Annotated in this window: 20 protein-coding genes; 15 read left to right on the top strand and 5 right to left on the bottom strand. The window is 51.9% G+C overall.

The window, feature by feature from the left end; genetic code table 11:
- Positions 1-5: 5 nt before the first annotated feature.
- The 3 genes from C9J03_RS14385 to cmoA form a co-directional block, all read right to left on the bottom strand.
- Positions 6-773, bottom strand: a complete 768-nt coding sequence (locus C9J03_RS14385; protein WP_044622841.1) for an ATP-dependent zinc protease family protein — start codon at positions 771-773, stop codon at positions 6-8.
- 89 nt (positions 774-862) lie between these two features.
- Positions 863-1,837 (bottom strand): tRNA 5-methoxyuridine(34)/uridine 5-oxyacetic acid(34) synthase CmoB, encoded by a 975-nt coding sequence (gene cmoB, locus C9J03_RS14380; protein ID WP_044622842.1) that lies wholly within the window; start codon positions 1,835-1,837, stop codon positions 863-865.
- A gap of 14 nt (positions 1,838-1,851) precedes the next feature.
- Complete coding sequence (cmoA, locus tag C9J03_RS14375) at positions 1,852-2,580, bottom strand: carboxy-S-adenosyl-L-methionine synthase CmoA (RefSeq protein ID WP_044622843.1); 729 nt, start codon at positions 2,578-2,580, stop codon at positions 1,852-1,854.
- Positions 2,581-2,989: 409 nt separating this feature from the next.
- Between cmoA and C9J03_RS14370 the strand changes: the two genes are divergently transcribed.
- The gene (locus tag C9J03_RS14370; RefSeq protein WP_044622844.1) at positions 2,990-4,387 is read left to right on the top strand and encodes a cytochrome c peroxidase; all 1,398 of its coding nucleotides are present in this window, start codon (positions 2,990-2,992) and stop codon (positions 4,385-4,387) included.
- A 104-nt stretch (positions 4,388-4,491) separates the two neighbouring features.
- Here C9J03_RS14370 and C9J03_RS14365 read toward each other — a convergent pair whose 3' ends face one another.
- The gene (locus C9J03_RS14365) at positions 4,492-4,878 is read right to left on the bottom strand and encodes a hypothetical protein (RefSeq protein WP_044622845.1); all 387 of its coding nucleotides are present in this window, start codon (positions 4,876-4,878) and stop codon (positions 4,492-4,494) included.
- 157 nt (positions 4,879-5,035) lie between these two features.
- A complete protein-coding gene (locus C9J03_RS14360) occupies positions 5,036-5,920 on the bottom strand; it encodes a DUF72 domain-containing protein (protein ID WP_044622846.1) in 885 nt (294 codons plus the stop codon).
- A gap of 416 nt (positions 5,921-6,336) precedes the next feature.
- Here C9J03_RS14360 and aspS point away from each other — a divergent pair, with 416 nt between their 5' ends.
- The 14 genes from aspS to tolA all read left to right on the top strand — a co-directional run bounded on the left by aspS (position 6,337) and on the right by tolA (position 20,358).
- Positions 6,337-8,118, top strand: coding sequence for an aspartate--tRNA ligase (gene aspS / locus C9J03_RS14355; protein WP_044622847.1), 1,782 nt, complete (start codon positions 6,337-6,339; stop codon positions 8,116-8,118).
- A 202-nt stretch (positions 8,119-8,320) separates the two neighbouring features.
- Entirely contained in the window at positions 8,321-9,064 is a 744-nt protein-coding gene (locus C9J03_RS14350; protein ID WP_039458826.1) for a YebC/PmpR family DNA-binding transcriptional regulator, read from the top strand.
- A gap of 12 nt (positions 9,065-9,076) precedes the next feature.
- A complete protein-coding gene (ruvC, locus tag C9J03_RS14345; protein WP_044622848.1) occupies positions 9,077-9,598 on the top strand; it encodes a crossover junction endodeoxyribonuclease RuvC in 522 nt (173 codons plus the stop codon).
- 215 nt (positions 9,599-9,813) lie between these two features.
- Complete coding sequence (locus C9J03_RS14340; protein ID WP_044622849.1) at positions 9,814-11,277, top strand: methyl-accepting chemotaxis protein; 1,464 nt, start codon at positions 9,814-9,816, stop codon at positions 11,275-11,277.
- A 104-nt stretch (positions 11,278-11,381) separates the two neighbouring features.
- Complete coding sequence (ruvA, locus tag C9J03_RS14335) at positions 11,382-12,005, top strand: Holliday junction branch migration protein RuvA (protein ID WP_039458819.1); 624 nt, start codon at positions 11,382-11,384, stop codon at positions 12,003-12,005.
- 37 nt (positions 12,006-12,042) lie between these two features.
- Positions 12,043-13,059, top strand: a complete 1,017-nt coding sequence (gene ruvB / locus C9J03_RS14330) for a Holliday junction branch migration DNA helicase RuvB (protein WP_039458815.1) — start codon at positions 12,043-12,045, stop codon at positions 13,057-13,059.
- A 999-nt stretch (positions 13,060-14,058) separates the two neighbouring features.
- Positions 14,059-15,645, top strand: a complete 1,587-nt coding sequence (cydA, locus tag C9J03_RS14325; RefSeq protein ID WP_044622850.1) for a cytochrome ubiquinol oxidase subunit I — start codon at positions 14,059-14,061, stop codon at positions 15,643-15,645.
- A gap of 17 nt (positions 15,646-15,662) precedes the next feature.
- On the top strand, positions 15,663-16,799 hold the full coding sequence (cydB, locus tag C9J03_RS14320) for a cytochrome d ubiquinol oxidase subunit II (RefSeq protein WP_044622851.1): 1,137 nt from the start codon (positions 15,663-15,665) through the stop codon (positions 16,797-16,799).
- Positions 16,800-16,810: 11 nt separating this feature from the next.
- Positions 16,811-16,924 (top strand): cytochrome bd-I oxidase subunit CydX, encoded by a 114-nt coding sequence (gene cydX / locus C9J03_RS14315; protein ID WP_044622852.1) that lies wholly within the window; start codon positions 16,811-16,813, stop codon positions 16,922-16,924.
- Complete coding sequence (ybgE, locus tag C9J03_RS14310; protein WP_039459131.1) at positions 16,917-17,219, top strand: cyd operon protein YbgE; 303 nt, start codon at positions 16,917-16,919, stop codon at positions 17,217-17,219. Before cydX ends, ybgE begins: the two co-directional genes overlap by 8 nt.
- A 542-nt stretch (positions 17,220-17,761) precedes the next feature.
- The gene (ybgC, locus tag C9J03_RS14305; RefSeq protein ID WP_044622853.1) at positions 17,762-18,169 is read left to right on the top strand and encodes a tol-pal system-associated acyl-CoA thioesterase; all 408 of its coding nucleotides are present in this window, start codon (positions 17,762-17,764) and stop codon (positions 18,167-18,169) included.
- Positions 18,166-18,849, top strand: a complete 684-nt coding sequence (gene tolQ, locus C9J03_RS14300) for a protein TolQ (protein ID WP_039459139.1) — start codon at positions 18,166-18,168, stop codon at positions 18,847-18,849. Before ybgC ends, tolQ begins: the two co-directional genes overlap by 4 nt.
- Before the next feature lie 5 nt (positions 18,850-18,854).
- Positions 18,855-19,301, top strand: a complete 447-nt coding sequence (tolR, locus tag C9J03_RS14295; protein WP_039459142.1) for a protein TolR — start codon at positions 18,855-18,857, stop codon at positions 19,299-19,301.
- A 13-nt stretch (positions 19,302-19,314) separates the two neighbouring features.
- The gene (gene tolA, locus C9J03_RS14290) at positions 19,315-20,358 is read left to right on the top strand and encodes a cell envelope integrity protein TolA (RefSeq protein WP_044622854.1); all 1,044 of its coding nucleotides are present in this window, start codon (positions 19,315-19,317) and stop codon (positions 20,356-20,358) included.

Raw genomic sequence — 20,358 nt, 5'->3', positions numbered from 1 at the left:
TGTTATTAGTTTTGTTGTACTTGCTGCTCATTCATTCCCTGAACAAACTTTTTACCTACATCAACAAGTGCTATGTCTTTGAAAAACTCACGTCCTAATAATACTGGATAGGTCATCTGAGTGCGATCTGCCAACGTAAATTGTGCTTTTTCATGAAGCTGGCCGAGTTTTACCCATGCTTCAATGACCGGGCGGCGGTTAAGGTCACTTGCACTGGCCTGGCGGATCTTGACCCAGCGAACCACAGGGGCTTCGACCATGTCGGCCTCACTTGGGGCCTCGTCCGAAGTATGGTTCATATTGAAACGGGCCCACTCTTTGCCGTCACGCTCGAATATCTGAATATTGGTGGCGCTGACAGACGAGGTTGTCGCCCCCGTATCGACTCGGGCCTTATAAAAGCTCTGGGTTGCATCCAGCCATACCCATTCTTCTTCGCCAAGGATCACTTTGCCGTGGGCAATACGCGGATCGTTGTCTCGGATTTCGGGGACAGGGGCCGCCTCTTCTTCCTCTTCGCTGAAGGCAAGCAGGGCGGAATCGCTGTAGTGCTGACTCATGTCATCAGACAAGGTAGAGATTTTCGTCTCCAGGTTAGCAATATAGGCGTTTTGGTCATCTATTTGTTTGATCATGGTTGCAAGCTGAAAATTGACACGATCTTCCATGACGTTAATAGCCTGCATGGTTTGTTCATGATCTTGTTGTGGCTGGGTGAGGCTACAGCCTGAAAGGACAGCAAAGGTCAGTAATGGTACAAAGCGGCGAAGCATTATGTCTCCCGGAGGTACTTCTATTTTTTCTTAGGCGGCAATATTTTAACCTACAAAAAGGGATGCGAACAGCACCCCCTTGTCAGTAGTTAGTCAGGATTTCGAGCAATCAGCACTGCTCGTTTAGGGGCTGGGTATCCTTCAACCGTTTTTGTCGGGTCAGAAGGGTCCAAATATTCCGGTAGGGAATTATTGGTCATCCAGTCTGTCGAGCGCTGCTCGTCGGCGGTGGTGACGCATTCGTCGACGATTTTGACATCGACCAAACCGCATTTTTCCATCCACACCTTCAGCGCCTTGGCTGATGGGAAGAAGTAAACGTTGTGCATCTGGGCGTAGCGGTGGGTCGGGACCAGCACATCGTTCTCGTCCCCGTCAATAACCAGCGTTTCTAGGATAAGCTCGCCGTCTTTGCGTAGCTGGTTCTTCAGTTGGATGATGTGATCAAGCGGTGAGCGGCGGTGGTACAGTACCCCCATGGAGAAAACGGTATCGAAAGCCTTCAGCTCTGGCAACTGTTCGATGCCTAGCGGCAGCAGGTAGGCGCGCTCGTCCATGCCCATCAGGCGCTTGATAGCCTCGAACTGGATCAGGAACAGATTGGACGGGTCGATACCCACGGTCAGTTTGGCTTCTTCGCCCAGCATACGCCACATGTGGTAACCGTTACCACAGCCAACATCCAATACGGTGCGGCCTTTTAGTGGGGAGATATGCGGCAGAACTCGGTCCCATTTCCAGTCTGAACGCCACTCGGTATCGATATGGATACCATGCATATCGTAAGGGCCTTTGCGCCACGGATGGAGCAGGCGCAGCAGGCTTTCTAGACGCTTTTGCTCGCCTTCAGCAATGCCACCCTCATTGCGAACGCTGACCGCATGTTTCAGGTCAATGATGTCCGGCTTGTCAGTTGGGAATTTTTTCAGGGCACGCATCCAGCGCGCCATGTCGCCGTGGGCTTTTTCTTCCCAATCACTCAGTTGTTTTGGCAGGGTGTTTAGCCAAGGGCGCAGTGTTTCATGCTGGGCCAGCAGCTGGTAAAACTCAGCAAAAGTAAACATAGACAATAGAAACCTTATTTGATGGCAAACATCGAGCCGAAGTTGAAACATTGGAACCAGACTTCTGAGCTTGAGAAGCCAATTTTTTTGAAGCGCTGCTTGTGGGTGTCAATGCTGTCAGGCAGCATGACGTTTTCAATGGCACTGCGCTTTTGGCTGATTTCCAGCTCGCTGTAGCCATTGGCACGCTTGAAGTCATGGTGCAGGTCGATAAGCAGCTCATGGGCACGCTCATCGTCAAAGATGTATTTTTCAGACAGGATCAAAATCCCCCCCGGGCGCAGGCCGGCGTAGATTTTCTCCAGCAGCGCCTGGCGGTCATCCGGTGCCAAAAACTGCAGGGTAAAATTGAGTACTACAACGGAGGCATCGCTGATCTCGATATCACGGATATCTGCTTCCAGCACTTGGACTGGGGTATCGGAGCGATAGGCATTGATATGCAAGCGGCAGCGTTCAACCATGGCGCTGGAGTTATCGACCGCGATGATTTCGCAACCTTCTTGCTGGATATGGCGGCGCATTGACAAGGTTGCCGCTCCCAGTGAGCAGCCCAGATCGTAAACTTTCGAATGCGGCTTGGCGAAGCGTTCAGCCAACATACCGATGGCTGAAATGATATTGCTGTAGCCCGGCACCGAGCGTTGAATCATATCCGGGAAAACTTCGGCTACGCGTTCGTCAAATGTGAAATCACCGATTTTATCTATCGGTGCCGCAAAAATATTGTCGTGACCGGCCATCTTCACGAACCTCATCTATACAAAAAAACAGAAATTCCAAATGATAAGTATGAACTTTGTCACGCAGAGGGCGCCTATCTTCATACTGAGGTGATCCATCACCGCTGAAAGGTCGCGTATTGTAGTGAAAAACGGGCCATTTGTCTTTATTGATTTTGCTTTTGCTGCCGACCTTTCCGCATGTTTGCTGCTGTCATTATTAAACCAAGTTGTAACGAAATATTTGTTAACAAAGTGTTTGCTGGCTAGTGCTTGCTGTCAGTAAGTGCACCCAGCTGCGTATTGCCTGGCCTATTTATGTTAAGTGAATGTTTTATCGGATAAATGAATGGGGGATTACGTTTTTTTCAATTGGCAATGGATTGGCGATACTTTTATCTTCCCCGACAATTTTTTTGGGGAGTAGAAAATGCGTAAATTATATTATGCAGTAGGCTTGGGGCTGGCCGGCTATTTGGCCACAGTCTATGTGGTCGATAAGTTTGACCAGCAACTGGCGATTGACCGCTACCATGAAATGGCCAAACAGGATATCAATCCGCTTTCAACGGCAGCGTTCGATGTACTGAACAAAAACGGTTGTTCATACTGCCATACCAGTGATAGCGAAATGCCTTTTTACGGTCAGCTGCCTGTCGCCAAGCAACTGATGGACGCTGACGTAACCCGCGCAATGCGCCATTTCAACATCGAAGCGATGATGGAGCAGGTTCGAACCGGCGAACTTGTCTCCGAAGTTGACCTGGCAAAGCTGGAGTCGGTGATGGCAGACAACTCGATGCCGCCGGCTCTGTACCTGACCATGCACTGGCGCTCGAAATTGTCACCAGAAGAAACCGCGACACTCCAAGACTGGGTGAAGCAGGAGCGTCTGCGTCACCACCAGGGCCAGGCCAAGATCACCAAAGAATTCAAATACGAAGCGGTGCAGCCAATCCGTACCACGTTCGATGTCGATATGGCGAAAGTCGAGCTGGGTGACAAGCTTTATCATGATACCCGCCTTTCAGGCGACAATACCGTATCCTGTGCCAGCTGCCACGCTCTGGAAACCGGTGGTGTTGACCGCCTGGTGAGCTCGGTGGGTGTCGACGGCGCCACTGGCCCAATCAATGCGCCGACGGTGTTTAACTCGGTTTTCAATACTCACCAGTTCTGGGATGGTCGTGCCCATGATTTGCAGGCGCAGGCCGGTGGCCCTCCGCTCAACCCCCTGGAGATGGCATCTGAGTCTTGGGACCAGATCATCGACAAGCTGGCAATTGACGAAGAAATGAATGCCGCCTTTGCTGCGATTTATGCCGAGGGGATCACGGAGCACAGCATTACCGATGCGATTGCCGAGTTTGAGAAAACCCTGGTAACGCCGAACAGCCGCTTTGACCAGTTCCTGCGAGGCAACCATGATGCCCTGACGGCGGACGAGCAGGAAGGCTACGCGCTGTTCAAGCAATACAAATGCAGTACCTGCCACGTCGGTGAGGCCATGGGCGGGCAGAGTTTTGAAATCATGGGGCTCAAGAAAGACTACTTTGCCGATCGCGGTAATGTCACCGAAGTGGATTACGGCCGCTTCAATGCCACCGGTGAAGAGCGCGACATGCACCGCTTCAAGGTGCCGACCCTGCGTAACGTTGCCCTGACTGCACCGTATTTCCATGATGGTAGCGTGGCAACCTTGGCTGAAGCGGTCGACAAGATGGCGTACTACCAGGTGGGCGTCCGGTTGTCGCAAGCCGAGCTCGGCAAGATCACGGCGTACCTAGAGACGCTTAACGGCGAGTACAAGGGCCAGATTTTGCAGTAATAGCCATAGGCTGTCACTGCAAGATACCGCCCCCCGTAGTTTAAGCCTGCGGGGGGCTTTTTTGTTGAAAGCGGTTCGGTGAGGCTTGGGTTATTAGTGTCTAATCACTCAACAGTTTCAAAGTAGAACCTGTATTCACGTACCCCGTCTATCTGAATACCTTTTTCTCTTAACTCAAGATACTGCGGGAGCTTAATCGTTCTGTAATCCATAGCCTTCAGAGCAAGGATTATTCGTAGTTCATCCATTGAACGTGACTTAGCAGCAGAGCTGCAAGTACCACAGACAACATGAGCCTTTACCTTAAATCCAGCCTTATCAAGCCAGTTGAGCTCTTTAGGCTCCTTACGGTTGCCGCAGAAATAACAGCGGTAGTCTTGTTTTAATGCCGCCTGTTCCCGTAACGCTTTAGGGCTTAGTGATTTGTTTGCCGGGGTAGTGGTGTTTTTCTTACTATCACTGAACATAGAGAACTGAACGACATTAGACATTTGGGTAACTCATATTAACCAGAGGGTATTTGTTTCGTTGACGGCATGTAGCTGAACATGATTGTCATGTGTATGGCTATCCTATTTCTTATGCCTCCGATGAGTCAAATTACCACTGTGTCTAAGCCCACATCGAGAGTTGTGAGGCGCCCATCGCCTACAACAAGGCTATCTGCGGGTCCGGCTCGGCCTTCGGCAGCTCGACATCCGGTAGCTTTGCGTCGACGGCTTTTTGCTGCAGCAGACGGTAGAGCCTTGTTGCCAGCTCTGGGGCGTGGTTGTTGTCCGGGGTGTGGATGAACAAATATGGCTCTTTTCCGTCGCGCAGCCACTGCGGCAGGCGGACCAGCCAGTTGGCAAAGAAGGCGTCGTTGCTGGCATCAATGGGATGGCCGATGAAACGGATCATCGGGCGGGCGGCCGTTGCGATAGCATGGGCCGGGACCTTGGGCTTCTTTTGGTGGGCGTCGATCACCGCCTCCGTCGTCGGGGGAGCGGCAAACACCGGGCGGCTGTCCATGATAATGCGGTTGGCGCCGTGCTCGATCAGCAATCGGTTGAGCTGCTTTTCTTCTTCCCCCTTGGCAAAGAAAGCCGGATGGCGCACCTCGACACCGACGGGGTAGCTGGCAGGCAGCCTTTGCAGAAACTTTTCCAGAGCAGGCAGCGCGGCCGGACCGAACTGGGCTGGAAGCTGGACTTTCCATAACCCGATTTTGCCTTCGAGCGGGGCCATCGTGGTAAAGAAGTCGGCCAGTAGCTGATCGCAATGCACTAACTGGTTTTGGTGGGTAATGGCCTGGGGCAGCTTGAAGGTAAAGCGGAAATGATCGCCGGTTGCCTCGTGCCATTTCTTGACGGTCGGGCTCCCTGGGGTGGCATAGAAGGTGGTATTGCCTTCGACCGTGTGGAACACTTCGGCATACCTCGCCAACCTGTCGCCCGGTTTGCAACCACTGCCGTACACACTTTGCTGCCAGTGGTTGTGGGACCACATGGCAAGGCCGAGGCGAATGGGGAGGTTTGCGTAAGTTGAAGGCATGGCGAGGCTTCCAAACAGGGTTTACTGGTTATTGTGCTTAGGGTTTGAGTGCTAGGTCAATCTTTTAAGCCTCTGAAAAAGGATTTTTCCTTGATCTCATTGGGTACTTTTTCCTAAAGTGGTATTTCGCTTTATTTCCCCAGCATGTTCAAAATACAAAGTGCTTGGCCAGAAGTTGGCTACCAGCTCAATGGTTCGCTGTTTAGGCGGATTGCCAATTAATTCTCGTGGATCATGTATGTTGAAGGCGCTTGGGTATATAATGCCTCGTTATTTTTGTCTCTCGGACAGACTGAGCGCGCTAGTTGCGTGATGTTTAACCAAAATGGCCGAGAAGGATTCAGTTTGTGTGTGGCCGACTGCTTTGGGCACAGCCATACGCACAGGAAAGTTAGTAAACAGATCGGGAATTTCATATGCGCACCCAATATTGTGGTCACCTGAACAAGTCCCTAGCAGGGCAAACAGTAGAGTTATGCGGCTGGGTTAACCGTCGCCGTGATTTAGGCGGTCTTATCTTCATTGATATGCGAGATCGTGAAGGTATTGTTCAGGTTGTTGTTGATCCGGATATGAAAGATGTATTCGAGATCGCTAACCAACTGCGCAACGAATTCTGTATTCGCCTAACTGGTGAAGTACGCGTACGTCCTGAGAGCCAAGTCAACAAAGACATGGCGACCGGTGAAGTGGAAATCCTGGCGACAGGCCTTGAGATCATCAACCGCTCTGACGTTCTACCGCTAGACTTCAACCAGAAGAACACTGAAGAGCAGCGCCTTAAGTACCGTTACCTAGACCTTCGTCGTCCAGAAATGAGCGACCGCATCAAGCTGCGTGCGAAAGCATCGAGCTTTGTTCGCCGCTTCCTAGACAGCAACGACTTCCTGGATATCGAAACACCAGTACTGACTAAAGCGACACCAGAAGGTGCTCGTGACTACTTGGTACCGAGCCGTGTTCACAAAGGTAGCTTCTATGCTCTGCCTCAGTCTCCACAGTTGTTCAAGCAGCTGCTGATGATGTCTGGCTTCGATCGCTACTACCAGATCGTGAAGTGTTTCCGTGACGAAGACCTACGTGCTGACCGTCAGCCAGAATTCACCCAGATCGATATCGAAACCTCATTCATGTCTGCCGAGCAGGTACGTGGCGTGACTGAGCGCATGATCACTGAAATGTGGCAAGAGCTTCTAAACGTCGATCTTGGCACGTTCCCAATCATGCCATTCGAAGAAGCAATGCGCCGTTACGGCTCTGATAAGCCAGACCTACGTAACCCGCTTGAGCTAGTTGACGTGGCTGACATCCTGAAAGATGTTGATTTCAAAGTGTTCTCAGGCCCAGCCAACGACGAGAAAGGCCGTGTGGCAGTGATCCGCGTGCCGGGTGGCGCACAGCTAACGCGTAAGCAAATCGACGAGTACACCAAGTTTGTTGGTATCTACGGTGCGAAAGGCTTGGCATGGATGAAGGTGAACGACCGCGAAGCGGGCTTCGAGGGTGTTCAGTCTCCAGTGGCAAAGTTCCTGAACGAAGAAGTCGTTGCCAAGCTGCTTGACCGTACTCAGGCTGAGTCTGGTGATATCATCCTGTTCGGCGCAGACAAGAAGCGTGTTGTTGAAGAAGCAATGGGCGCACTTCGTTTGAAGCTGGGTACGGATCTTGAGTTGACTGATACTAAGGCTTGGGCACCGCTATGGGTTGTCGACTTCCCAATGTTCGAGGAAGACGACGAAGGTAACCTGCACGCGATGCACCACCCATTCACCTCTCCACTGGGCGTGAGCCCAGCAGAGTTGAAGGCGAACCCAGCGGCAACAAACTCCAACGCCTACGACATGGTTATCAACGGCTACGAAGTGGGCGGTGGTTCTGTGCGTATCCACAACGCTGAGATGCAGTCTGCGGTATTCGATATCCTAGGTATCGATGCCGATGAGCAGAAGCTGAAGTTCGGTTTCCTACTAGATGCTCTGAAGTTCGGTACGCCACCGCACGCGGGTCTGGCGTTCGGCCTTGACCGCTTGGTGATGCTACTTTGCGGTACGGAAAACATCCGTGACGTGATTGCCTTCCCGAAAACAACGGCGGCAGCGTGTCTACTGACAGACGCACCGAGCCTGGCTAACCCAGCCGCGCTAGAAGAGCTGGCGATTGCGGTCAACTTGGCGAAAGAAAGCGCCGAGCAAGAGTAAGCAACAACCTTGATTAAGACTGGCCGAAAGGCCAGTCTTTGTTTTAGGGGTACAAAAGCCATAGGATAGAAATAGTGCTATGGTGCTCAGAGATTTAAAGCCAGCCTTAATTTCCAAGCCGGTCCCGGTACTTAATCAATAAAAACTAGGTTGGTCATTTGTGGAACTTCGCCAGTTGGCGAGCAATAAATGGGAGTGTGATATGGCAGGTCATAGTAAATGGGCCAACATTAAACACCGTAAGGCGGCACAGGATGCCAAGCGCGGTAAAATTTTCACCAAGCTGATCCGCGAGATCGTGGTTGCGGCCAAAGAAGGTGGCCCTGAGGCTGATAATAATCCGCGATTGCGCGCAGCGGTAGACAAGGCACTGTCGAACAACATGACGCGTGATACGGTCAACCGCGCGATCAGCCGCGGTGCAGGCGGTGAAGGCGATGACAATATGGAAACCGTGATCTATGAAGGTTACGGTCCGGGTGGTACGGCGGTCATGGTTGAGTGTATGACCGACAACCGCAACCGTACCGTATCGGGTGTGCGTCACGCGTTCTCGAAGGCTGGCGGTAACCTGGGGACCGACGGTAGCGTCAACTACCTGTTCGATAAGAAAGGGGTTATCTCATACGCAGCGGGCCTGGATGAAGATGCTGTGATGGAAGCGGCACTGGAAGGCGGTGCTGATGATGTCGAAACCAACGATGACGGTTCTATCGACGTCTACACCACGCCAGCTGATTTTGGTCCGGTAAAAGATGCTCTGGATGGAGCTGGTTTTGAAGCCCAGAACGCCGAGGTGACTTTGGTGCCATCGACCAAGGCGGACTTGGACGCCGATACTGCGCCTAAGCTGCTTCGCCTGATCGATGCGCTGGAAGATCTGGATGATGTCCAAGAAGTGTATCACAATGGCGATATCTCGGATGAGGTTGCGGCGCAGCTGTAACGCTTAAAGAGTATGTCTATTATTTTAGGGATCGACCCCGGTTCGAGGATCACCGGCTATGGCGTGATCCGCCAAGTCGGGCGGCATCTTGAATACCTCGGCAGTGGCTGTATTCGTACGTCTGTCGAGGATATCCCAGGCCGTCTCAAGCAAATCTATGCCGGCGTGAGCGAGGTGATCACGCAGTTTCAGCCCGATGTCTTTGCTATCGAGGAAGTGTTCATGGGCAAGAACGCCAGCTCGGCGCTGAAACTGGGCCAAGCCCGAGGCAGTGCCATTGTGGCGGCGGTGAATGCCGATTTGCCGGTCAATGAATACGCCGCGCGTCTAATTAAGCAGGCTGTGGTGGGAACCGGCGGGGCTGATAAAGCGCAGGTGCAGCATATGGTATGCTCGGTGCTAAAGCTTCCGGGCAAACCGCAGGCCGATGCGGCCGATGCCTTGGCGGTGGCGATTTGCCATGCCCATACCCATAAAACACTGGTGGCGATGGCGGGGCAAGCCCGCGGGGCACGGCGGGGCCGATATCGATAACTGCCTTTAATACAAAGTATTATATCGTTACAAAGATATATGCGTAATGAGTGTTTGATCAAAAAAGCAGCCTTTGGCTGCTTTTTTGTTTTGTTACGACAATGTTTGATGGCTATATTGGTCGGAGGTCATATGACCCTGTGATGGTGATCTCTGCAGATCAGCCCCAACGATATCTGACAATAATAACCGAGACAGAATAAGGAACGGATTCCATGACGCCTTTGGCACTCTGGCGGGCACTGTTTATGCCGACAACTGCAAGTTGGCAGGGCGATGATGCGCGCTATGTCGATACCTTCTTGTTTTTTACCTTAACCTCTTTTTTCGTCGGGATTTATAGCCTGTTCAAGTGGTACGAGCATGGCCACAGCGCCTTGGTGATGACCTCGGTGTTGCTGGTATCCTTCGAATGCCTCGCCGGCGTGATCTTCCGTTTCAGCCGGCAACCGGTCATTGCCCTGAATGTTGGCTTTCTCGGGATGGTGATCCATGCGGTTAATATTATTTACCAAACGGGCGGTATCGTGGAATCGACCCAGGCGTTCTGGTCGCCCTTGCTGATTGTCGCCTTTTATTTGTCGGCAAGGCTGCTGATGGCAACCGCATGGTCACTGCTGGTGGTTGTGGTCTCCGGCTGGATGGTCAATAGTCACTTGTCGGGCCGGGTATTCCCGAATGTCGAATTGAGCTCAACTTCCCAGATGATTGAAACCTGGTCCGGCTTCCTATTGCCTCTGGTGGTCATTGTGATTGCCCAGGCTTGGGCATCGCGCCAGCGGCATCAGGCTATCGCGCAGGCAGAAACCGCGCACAAATCGAGCGAGGCGATTGCCGAGCAGGCCAAGCAAGGGGCCAGCCAGCTGGCTGAAGTGCTGGATAAAGCCAGTGGTAATGCCGAATCACTGACCCAGGTATCGAACGTGATTGAACAGCAGTCATCCGAGCTTCACCACCAGGTGGGGACACTGAACGTAAATTGCGAGTCGCAAGCCAGCGCCGCTGAGCAAATGAGCGAGCAGGTCAAGCACCTCACTCAGGGTATGGAAGCGTCCGATCAGTTTGTGACTGAGCTTAAACAGCGCAGCGATATTATCTACCGCCAGGCTGAGACTAGCTCTGAGTCTCTCCAGGCTTCGAAGGAAGCGATCGCCCGTATCCTTAGCAGTAATGATGAAATCATGTCGGTGGCCGATGTGATCACGTCCGTGGCCGAGCAAACGAATTTGCTGGCGCTCAATGCGGCGATAGAAGCGGCTCGGGCTGGCGAGCAGGGGCGGGGATTTGCCGTTGTTGCCGATCAGGTGCGCGAGCTGTCTGCCAAGAGTAATAGCTCGGCGGTGGACATCCGTGCTTTGCTAGAGCGCAGCCGGCGCGAGGTATCGCAGGGGCAGGCGGTTATTGAGAGCAGCACGGCGGAGCTTAGCGGGATCATTGAGCAGGTCAGCAGCGTGTCGGGCGATGTCACCCAGCTGGCTGACACCATCAGCCTGCAGGTGGAAGCGCTCAGGGAGCTGACCTGTGCCAGCCAGGCCGTGGCCAGCAGCGTGGTGGAAACCAACCAGGTATCCGATGCCGTGGCCTCACAGGGGGCATTGTTGGCTGAACAGGTCGAGCGGCTAAATACCCTGGCCGAGAGTCTTAACCAGGTAGTGGGCATGCGCCAGCAACGTGCATAGCCTTGGGGGCGGGCAGTCAGCAGGAATGAAAAAAGAGCTGGATATACATCCAGCTCTTTACTATCCTAGAGCCAATTTTGTGGATTGAGAAAAGAGATCTTGCTGTGATTGGCCGACTACGTGGAATCATCATTGAAAAACAACCACCTGAGGTATTGCTTGAGGTGAACGGCATGGGCTATGAGGTCCAGATGCCGATGAGCTGCTTTTATGAATTGCCGGAAGTTGGTCAGGAAGCCATTATCTCGACCCATTTCGTAGTGCGTGAAGATGCGCAGTTGCTGTATGGCTTCAACAAAAAAAGCGAGCGCGACCTGTTCCGCGAGGTGATCAAGGCCAATGGTGTGGGTCCTAAGCTTGGCCTCGCTATCCTATCGGCGATGACAGCCAGCCAGTTTGTTCTCAGCGTTGAAAACGAAGATGTGACGACACTGGTGAAAATTCCGGGCGTCGGCAAGAAGACGGCCGAGCGCTTGGTGGTCGAAATGAAAGACCGCCTCAAGGGGTGGGGTGAGGGCGATCTGTTTACCCCGGCACTTGATACTGCGGCATCGAATGCGCCAGTACAGGATACGGCCTCGCAGGCCCGTGCCGAAGACGAAGCGGTCAGCGCCCTGGTCGCCCTTGGCTACAAGCCGCAGCAAGCCTCGAAGGTGGTGGCCCAGGTGGCCCAGCCGGAGATGACCAGCGAAGCCATTATCCGCGACGCGCTGCGCTCGATGGTTTAAGGCTGTTTTTATTGATGTTGAATGTAGGTAAGGCTCGATGATAGAAGCAGACAGACTGGTCGCCAGTGATTACCCGACAACGCGCGAAGAGGACATTATCGATCGCGCAATCCGCCCTAAGCTGCTCGAAGACTACAAGGGCCAGGACCATGTCCGGGATCAGATGGAGATCTTCATTAAAGCGGCCAAGCTGCGAGATGAAGCCTTGGATCACTTGCTGATTTTCGGTCCGCCGGGATTGGGGAAGACCACCCTGGCTAACATCGTTGCCAACGAGATGGGCGTGAGCATCCGCACCACGTCGGGACCGGTATTGGAAAAAGCCGGTGATTTGGCGGCGCTGCTGACCAACCTGGAAGAAAATGATGTACTGTTCATCGATGAGATCCACCGTCTTAGCCCACAGGTCGAGGAGGTGCTGTATCCGGCGATGGAGGACTACCAGCTGGATATCATGATCGGAGAAGGCCCGGCAGCACGCTCTATCAAGATTGACCTGCCGCCTTTTACCCTGATTGGTGCGACGACCCGGGCAGGTTCGTTGACCTCACCGCTGCGTGACCGTTTTGGTATTACCCAACGCCTTGAATACTACAAGGTGGAAGATCTTAAGGGGATTGTCCAGCGCAGTGCAAACTGTCTTGACCTCTCAATGGAAGAAGCGGGGGCTTTGGAAGTGGCGATGCGCGCCCGTGGTACACCGCGTATTGCCAACCGCCTGCTACGCCGAGTACGTGACTTTGCCGAAGTAAAAGGCAATGGTCATATCTGCCCAGATGTGGCAGCCAAAGCCTTGGATATGCTGGATGTCGACAGCAGTGGTTTTGACTATATGGACCGCAAATTGCTGATGGCAATCATCGACAAGTTCATGGGCGGGCCAGTTGGCCTCGATAACCTTGCCGCGGCAATTGGTGAAGAGCGCGACACTATCGAAGATGTGCTTGAGCCATACCTTATCCAGCAGGGTTTCCTGCAGCGTACCCCGCGTGGTCGTATTGCCACCCACCGCGCTTACCTGCATTTTGGGTTTGATGTGCCTGAGAGTAAATAAGCACTGACCATAATGCTTGAAAACAAAAAACGAGGCCTTATGGCCTCGTTTTTGTTTTTATCGCCTAGCACAACGATTTTTGTTTTATGGCTGTGTCTTTCGTTACATCTCCGTGACATCTCGAATCGAAATCACAGAAAGAAAATCCGGTCCATTTCACAGCCGGTAGAGCGCCTGCTTGCTTTGTGAGCGGTTTTTAGCAGTTGCTTTTGTACATTTCCGCAAAGCTTGGTTGGTAAAGCGCAATGATTTTTTCAAAAATACGAGCCATATCTACTTCCTCAATCTAAATCTCAATGGTTGGGGAAACAGCCTACAACCCGCCAAAAAGAAGACTTTTACTCTCTGGGCGGCCTTATCTGTTTCTGGGGCTGATTATAGGCATTTTAAATTTATCCAAAAGCGAGTTAATTTTCGCTTTAGCATTATTTTTTCTAATCTTTATTTCTATCGGCTACTGGCCGTAGCGACTTGTTTGTCAGTAGCGGCTAAAGGTTAGTGTTAGCTGAATATGTAGTTCAATCATATTCAATACTCTTTTTTCTAAGGGTAAATAAGCCATATATGAAGTGATAAAACAGAAAGTGAAATGGCATTAATACGTTCAATCACGATTTGAAAAAGTGTAGTTTTGATGTCTTGGTTGGAGTGGGCTGTATAGGGCTGGAAAGTTTGATCTGGGTCAACCAAGGTGCGGGTGGTCAATAAATGAGCAAGGTTTATTGATATTTATCAAAGCAAATTGTGCGATAAATCCATTGAGCATGAGAGAGAATGCCAGTAATATTAGCAATGACTTTATTAGCTGTAGCTTAACAACAAATTAACTAATTTGGTACAGCGTTGCAACATATCAAGGATGTCATTGATTTATAAGATGGTGACAGCCAGGAAGGTGAAAAAAATTGCGGCGTCGTTTGGCTACATTTTGCTAAGCCCAACCATAAGTGCACTGTGTTGTACTGTCGTCAGTCAGCCTGGCGAAAGAAGGAGTTCTCAATGTTCACTGATATCGTCGAACTATCGCGGTTACAGTTCGCATTAACAGCGATGTATCACTTTTTGTTCGTCCCATTGACTCTCGGTATGGCTTTCCTACTAGCCATCATGGAGTCGGTTTACGTAATGACCGGAAAGCAAATCTACAAGGACATGACCAAGTTCTGGGGTAAGCTTTTTGCCATTAACTTCGCCCTGGGTGTATCCACGGGTCTTACCATGGAGTTCCAGTTCGGTACTAACTGGGCATACTACTCCCACTACGTAGGTGATATTTTCGGTGCGCCGCTGGCTATCGAAGCCCTTATCGCTTTCTTCCTTGAATCTACCCTAGTCGGCCTGTTCTTCTTTGGTTGGGATCGTCTATCCAAGCGCCAGCACCTTGCTGTTACTTGGTTGGTTGCTCTTGGCTCTAACTTCTCGGCGCTATGGATTCTGGTGGCAAATGGTTGGATGCAGAACCCTGTCGGGGCAGAGTTCAACTTCGAAACCATGCGTATGGAAATGGTGAGCTTTGCAGAAGTGGTACTAAACCCGGTTGCGCAGGTGAAATTCGTTCACACCGTAGCATCTGGTTACGTAACAGGTGCGATGTTCGTACTGGCTATCAGTTCTTACTACATCCTTAAAGGCCGCGATATTGCCTTTGCCCGTCGTTCATTCGCCATTGCAGCAGCGTTCGGTATGGCGTCAATCCTATCTGTCATCGTGTTGGGTGACGAATCAGGTTACGAGCTAGGTGACGTTCAGAAGACTAAGCTAGCGGCCATCGAAGCTGAATGGCACACCGAAGAAGCGCCTGCGGCCTTTACTCTGTTCGGTATCCCTAACCAGGAAACGATGGAAACGGATTACGCGATCAAGATCCCTTATGTCATGGGTATCATCGCTACGCGTTCTTTCGACACCGAAGTGACCGGCCTGCGTGATCTAAAAGACGAGCACGAAGAGCGTATCCGTAACGGTATGGTGGCTTACGGCTTGCTTGAGAAACTGCGTGCCGGTGACAAGACTCCAGAAAACATTGCAGCATTCGACGAAGTGAAGCACGACCTTGGTTACGGTTTCCTGCTTAAGCCTTATGCTGAAAACGTTGTGGACGCAACAGAAGAAGATATCGCCCGTGCTGCGGATGACTCTATCCCAACAGTATGGCCGCTGTTCTGGAGCTTCCGTATCATGGTGGCATGTGGCTTCCTGATGCTGGGTATTATCGGTGCGGCATTCATCCAGTCTTGCCGTCATAAGATCACCGAGAACAAGTGGGTGCTGAAAGCGGCGCTATACGGCCTACCACTTCCTTGGATTGCAGTAGAAGCCGGTTGGTTCGTTGCCGAATACGGTCGCCAGCCATGGGCGGTGGGTGAGATCTTGCCGGTATCGATGGCGGCATCTAACCTTGCTGCTTCAGACATCATTACTTCTTTGCTGGCAATTATTGCACTGTACACAGTGTTCCTGATTGCTGAATTGTACCTGATGATCAAGTTTGCTCGTCTAGGTCCTAGCAGCCTGAAAACGGGCCGCTACCACTTTGAAAAAACCGATGCACCACAGAACGTGGTATCGCGTCAGGTTGAAGCATAATCAGGGAGAGTTAAGCAATGTTTGAATATGAAGTATTGCGATTTATCTGGTGGGTGCTAATCGGTGTGCTATGCATCGGCTTCGCAGTCACTGATGGTTTTGATATGGGTGTGGGTGTACTGTCGCGCATTATCGGCAAGACAGACAACGAACGCCGGGTAATGATTAACTCAATCGCCCCGCACTGGGACGGTAACCAGGTTTGGTTGATCACCGCGGGTGGTGCACTCTTCGCAGCATGGCCATTGGTCTACGCAACAGCGTTTTCTGGCTTTTACTTTGCGATGATCATTACGCTAGCAGCACTATGGCTTCGTCCGATCGGTTTCGACTACCGTTCAAAGATTGAAGATCCAAAATGGCGTGAAACGTGGGATAAAGCCATCTTCGTCGGTAGCTTCGTACCGCCGGTGATCTTCGGTGTGGCGTTCGGTAACTTGATGCAGGGTGTACCGTTCGAGCTGAACGAGTTCCTGATCCCGACTTACAAGGGGTCGTTCTTCGGCCTGCTTAACCCGTTTGCCCTACTGTGCGGTATCGTGAGCATTTTGATGATCACCACCCAGGGTGCGGCATACCTGCAGATGAAAACCACCGACGCTATCCGCGAGCGCGCTCGCCGCGTTGCCATGCTTACCTCAGTGGGTACGGCAGTTTGTTTTGCCATTGCAGGTATCTGGGCTCAGAGCATCGAAGGTTACATCGTGACCTCTGAAATCATGACCAATGCGCCTTCTAACCCGCTGACCAAAGAAGTCATGCGCCAGAGCGGTGCGCTGTTTGCTAACTTTGACGCATACCCACTACTGTGGATTGCACCGGCGCTAGCGGTAGTGATGCCTGTACTGACCGTACTGAGCTCTCGTGCCAACCGCGGCGCACTGGCATTCATCACTTCTAGCCTGACTATGGCGGGCGTGATTTTGACGGCGGGTTTTGCCTTGTTCCCGTTCATCATGCCTTCAAGCCTGGTGCCAAACCACAGCTTGACCATGTGGGATGCGACGTCTTCTGAGCTGACGCTGAACATCATGACCGGTGTTGCGGCAGTGATGGTACCGATTATCCTGGCGTACACGTCTTGGTGTTACTACAAGATGTTTGGCCGCCTTGATACCAAATATATCGAAGAGAACAAGAACTCACTGTACTAAGGAGACAGACTATGTGGTATTTCGCTTGGATCCTGGGTGTGCTTCTGGCCTGCTCATTCGGTATCATCAACGCGCTGTGGCTTGAAGCGACAGAAAATATGGATAAAGAGGATATCGGTGAGTAACCTCGATCACTGGGTGAAGCGTGCCCACCAGTGGCTAGACTTCGGTCTGCTGCGCTTAGCGTCTCTGCTGATGTCGATGGCATCGGCAGGGCTGGTGGTGTGGGAGCCCACACTCTTCGCCCAGGCGATTGGCGGATTCGGACCGATTATCTCGCCGGCCCTGATTTGGGCAACGTGTGCCGCCATGGTCTTCGGGGTGGGCTTCGTCCCACGCCGTTGGTACTGGCAGGTGTTTTTCACGCCATACGCCTCGTTGCCTATCTTGGCTTATATTTTGTTTTTGCGCCTAACATAATGATTTGATGTCAATCTGTTCGCGCTGATACAAAAACATACAATTGAAACAGCCCATTGCAATTGAGTAATGGGCTGTTTTTTTGTAACTGGATAAAATGCAACCTTAGAGTGTGTCGGCAGCGGATGGCAGGCAGTGACAAGATCATCAAAAAGGAAAACTCTGTGTGTTTACTGCGAATGCATGATTCCAATCCGGTAGCCAAGTTAGGTATAGTAAGCCCTTGAGTAAAAGCCTAAATACATTGATATACCCAAGTTACCTCAAGGTGAAGGATTCAGAGGGATGTAAGCCCATTCAATACAAGGCGAAGGTTTGCAGGAATGGCATTCCCTTTCAAAAAGCTTCAACGAAGGAGTGAATGGGCTGACACCCTCCCGAAGGGCGAGTTTTATAAGCTTCTATCCTGCGTTATTGTTTATCGATTTAGAGCCACTAGATCATCTAAACAATGCCTTGTCTATAAGCTTATAAATTCTCGCTGAACCTTCAACTTGAAGTAGCTTGGGTATAAGTGAGAGAACACCAAGGTTGGAATGGTAATGACCGAAGAGCATCCTTTTGACTGGCCGATCAGGGTCTACTACGAAGACACTGATGTCGGTGGCCTGGTTTATCATGCTAACTATATTAAGTTTTTTGAGCGGGCGAGGACGGAACTCTTCCGTTCTGTCGGTGTCAGTCTTAACGACTTGTTCGCCGAAAAAGTCAGTTTTGTTGTGCGCCATATGGAGGTTGATTATCTCAAGGGCGCCAAGTTGGATGATCAACTTGTTGTACGGACCTGGCCTAATACTATACGCCGGGCATCAATCGAATTTTGTCAGGTTTTAGTTAACACTAACGGGCAAACCTTGTGTAGCGCATCGATTCAGGTAGCCTGTGTCCACCCCGATACGTTGAAACCTATCAAGATCCCAGAACATATTTTATCGGAGATAACTAAGTGACTGAACTTTCGATTTTAGACCTTTTCCTACAGGCGAGCCTGTTGGGTAAGGTTGTTGTGATCATTTTGATGTGTATGTCTGTTGCATCCTGGACCATGATCATCAAGCGCTCCCAAGTCTTGTCACGGGCTAAATCTAACGTGGAGCGTTTTGAAGACCGTTTCTGGTCTGGCGTGGATCTGTCGCAGCTTTACCAAGAAGTGGAAGCGCGCAAGGATAGCCTGACCGGCACCGAGCAAATTTTCCATGCGGGTTTCAAGGAGTTTGCCCGCCTGCATCGCAATAACGGCAAGGCGCCTGAAGCGGTGATGGAAGGCACTGGGCGCGCGATGCGTGTGGCCATGTCTCGTGAAGTGGAAGAGCTCGAAACCAATCTGCCGTTTCTGGCTACAGTTGGCTCGATCAGCCCGTACATCGGCTTGTTCGGTACGGTATGGGGGGTTATGCATGCCTTTATCGCCCTTGGTGCGGTGAAGCAGGCGACACTGGCGATGGTTGCCCCGGGTATTGCCGAATCATTGATTGCAACAGCCATTGGCCTGTTCGCGGCGATCCCGGCGGTTATCTTCTTCAACAAGTTGACCAACCAGGTGGCCAAGCTTGAGCACTCTTATGCCACTTTCATGGATGAGTTTTCTAGCATCTTGCACCGCCAGGCATTTGCTGCTCACCAGGAGTAGAAGCGATGTCTTATCAACCGAAAAAACGCAGGGTGACGTGTGAGATCAACATTGTGCCCTATATCGATGTGATGTTTGTACTGCTGATTATCTTCATGGTGACGGCGCCATTCATTACCCAGGGAGTTGATGTTGACTTACCGAGCACCACTACGGCCAAAACGGCGGCTGAGCTGGTCGGTGAGAATAACGAAAAGCCACCGATCATTGTGGAAGTGGACCGCGACGGGCATCTGGGCATCAGTGTGGATGATCAGGAGATGCAACGTGGTCTAGGCCTCAATGAACTTCTTACCCGTGTGCGTGCAGAGCTGCAGTTGAACCCCGAGTCGACGGTACTCGTCGGTGGGGATGCGCGTGCGCCATACGCCTACATTATCGAGACGCTGGATGCCCTAAACCAGGCCGGTGTTGGTTCGGTAGGTCTGATGACCGAACCTCTCGAACAATAAGCAGGCGGGCAGGATGAAAAAAAGAGAATATAGTGCTGCCTTCATTATTTCGTTAATTATGCATGGTTCACTGGTCGCTATGTTGTTGTGGGGAACGGATTTCATCATGACAAAACCTAAGCCCTCGGGCAGCATCGTTCAGGCGGTGGTGGTCGATCCGGCTTTGGTGAACCAGCAGGCACAGCGTATCCGCCAGCAACGCGAAGCGGCAAAAGCTGCCGAGCAGGACAGGCTCAAGCGCTTGGAGCAGCAGGCTGATGCCTTGGAAAAAATGCGCCAGGAAGAAGAGCAGCGACTGCGTCAGCTCAAGGCGGATAAGCTTAAAGCTGAGAAAGAAGCCCGCGAAGCCGAGCAAGAGCGCAAGCGCGTAGCGGCTGAGCGAGCCAAAGCCGCGGAAGAAAAGCGTAAAGCGGACGAAGCCGCCCGTGTTGCCCGCGAGCAAGCCGCCAAAGCAGAAGCTGAGCGTAAAGCGAAACAGGAAGCAGCCAAAAAAGCTGAGGCAGAGCGCCAGCGTCAAGTCGCCGAGCAGCGTAAAGCTGAAGAAGCAAAGCGCCAGGCAGAAGCGGCTGCCGCCAAAGCCGAAGCTGAGCGTCAGGCACAGGTTGCAGCCAAGAAGAAAGCCGAGGAAGAAGCGCGCAAAGCGGAGGCTGCCCGTAAGGAAGCCGAACGCAAGGCCGCGGAAGCCCGTGAGCTACAGCGCCAGCAGGAAGCAGCGTTGAATGATATGTTTGCCGGCCTGGAAGCTGAATCAGAGCAGCGTGGTGATGCCCGCGCCCAAAGTATATCTGACGTGCGCGATCGCTACGGGGCGATTTACACCCAGATGATCCAGCAGAATTTGTTGGTGGAGCAGAGCTTTATCGGCAAGGAGTGTGTGATCCGCATGCGCCTGTCGAGTAATGGTTTGGTGCTAGATGCGTCGGAAGATGGCGGCGACAGTGCTGTCTGCCGGGCAGCCAAAGCCGCGGTGGTCAAGGTGAGCCAGTTCCCGATGCCGGAAGACCCTGCCGTGGTTGAGCAGCTTCGCAGCATCAGACTGACAGTAAGCCCGCAATAA

It is taken from the genome of Photobacterium gaetbulicola, assembly GCF_003025515.1.
GTDB classification, from domain to species: domain Bacteria; phylum Pseudomonadota; class Gammaproteobacteria; order Enterobacterales; family Vibrionaceae; genus Photobacterium; species Photobacterium gaetbulicola.
The sequence above is the reverse complement of the archived record's forward strand: the minus strand, read 5'-3'. Positions and strand labels throughout refer to the sequence as shown.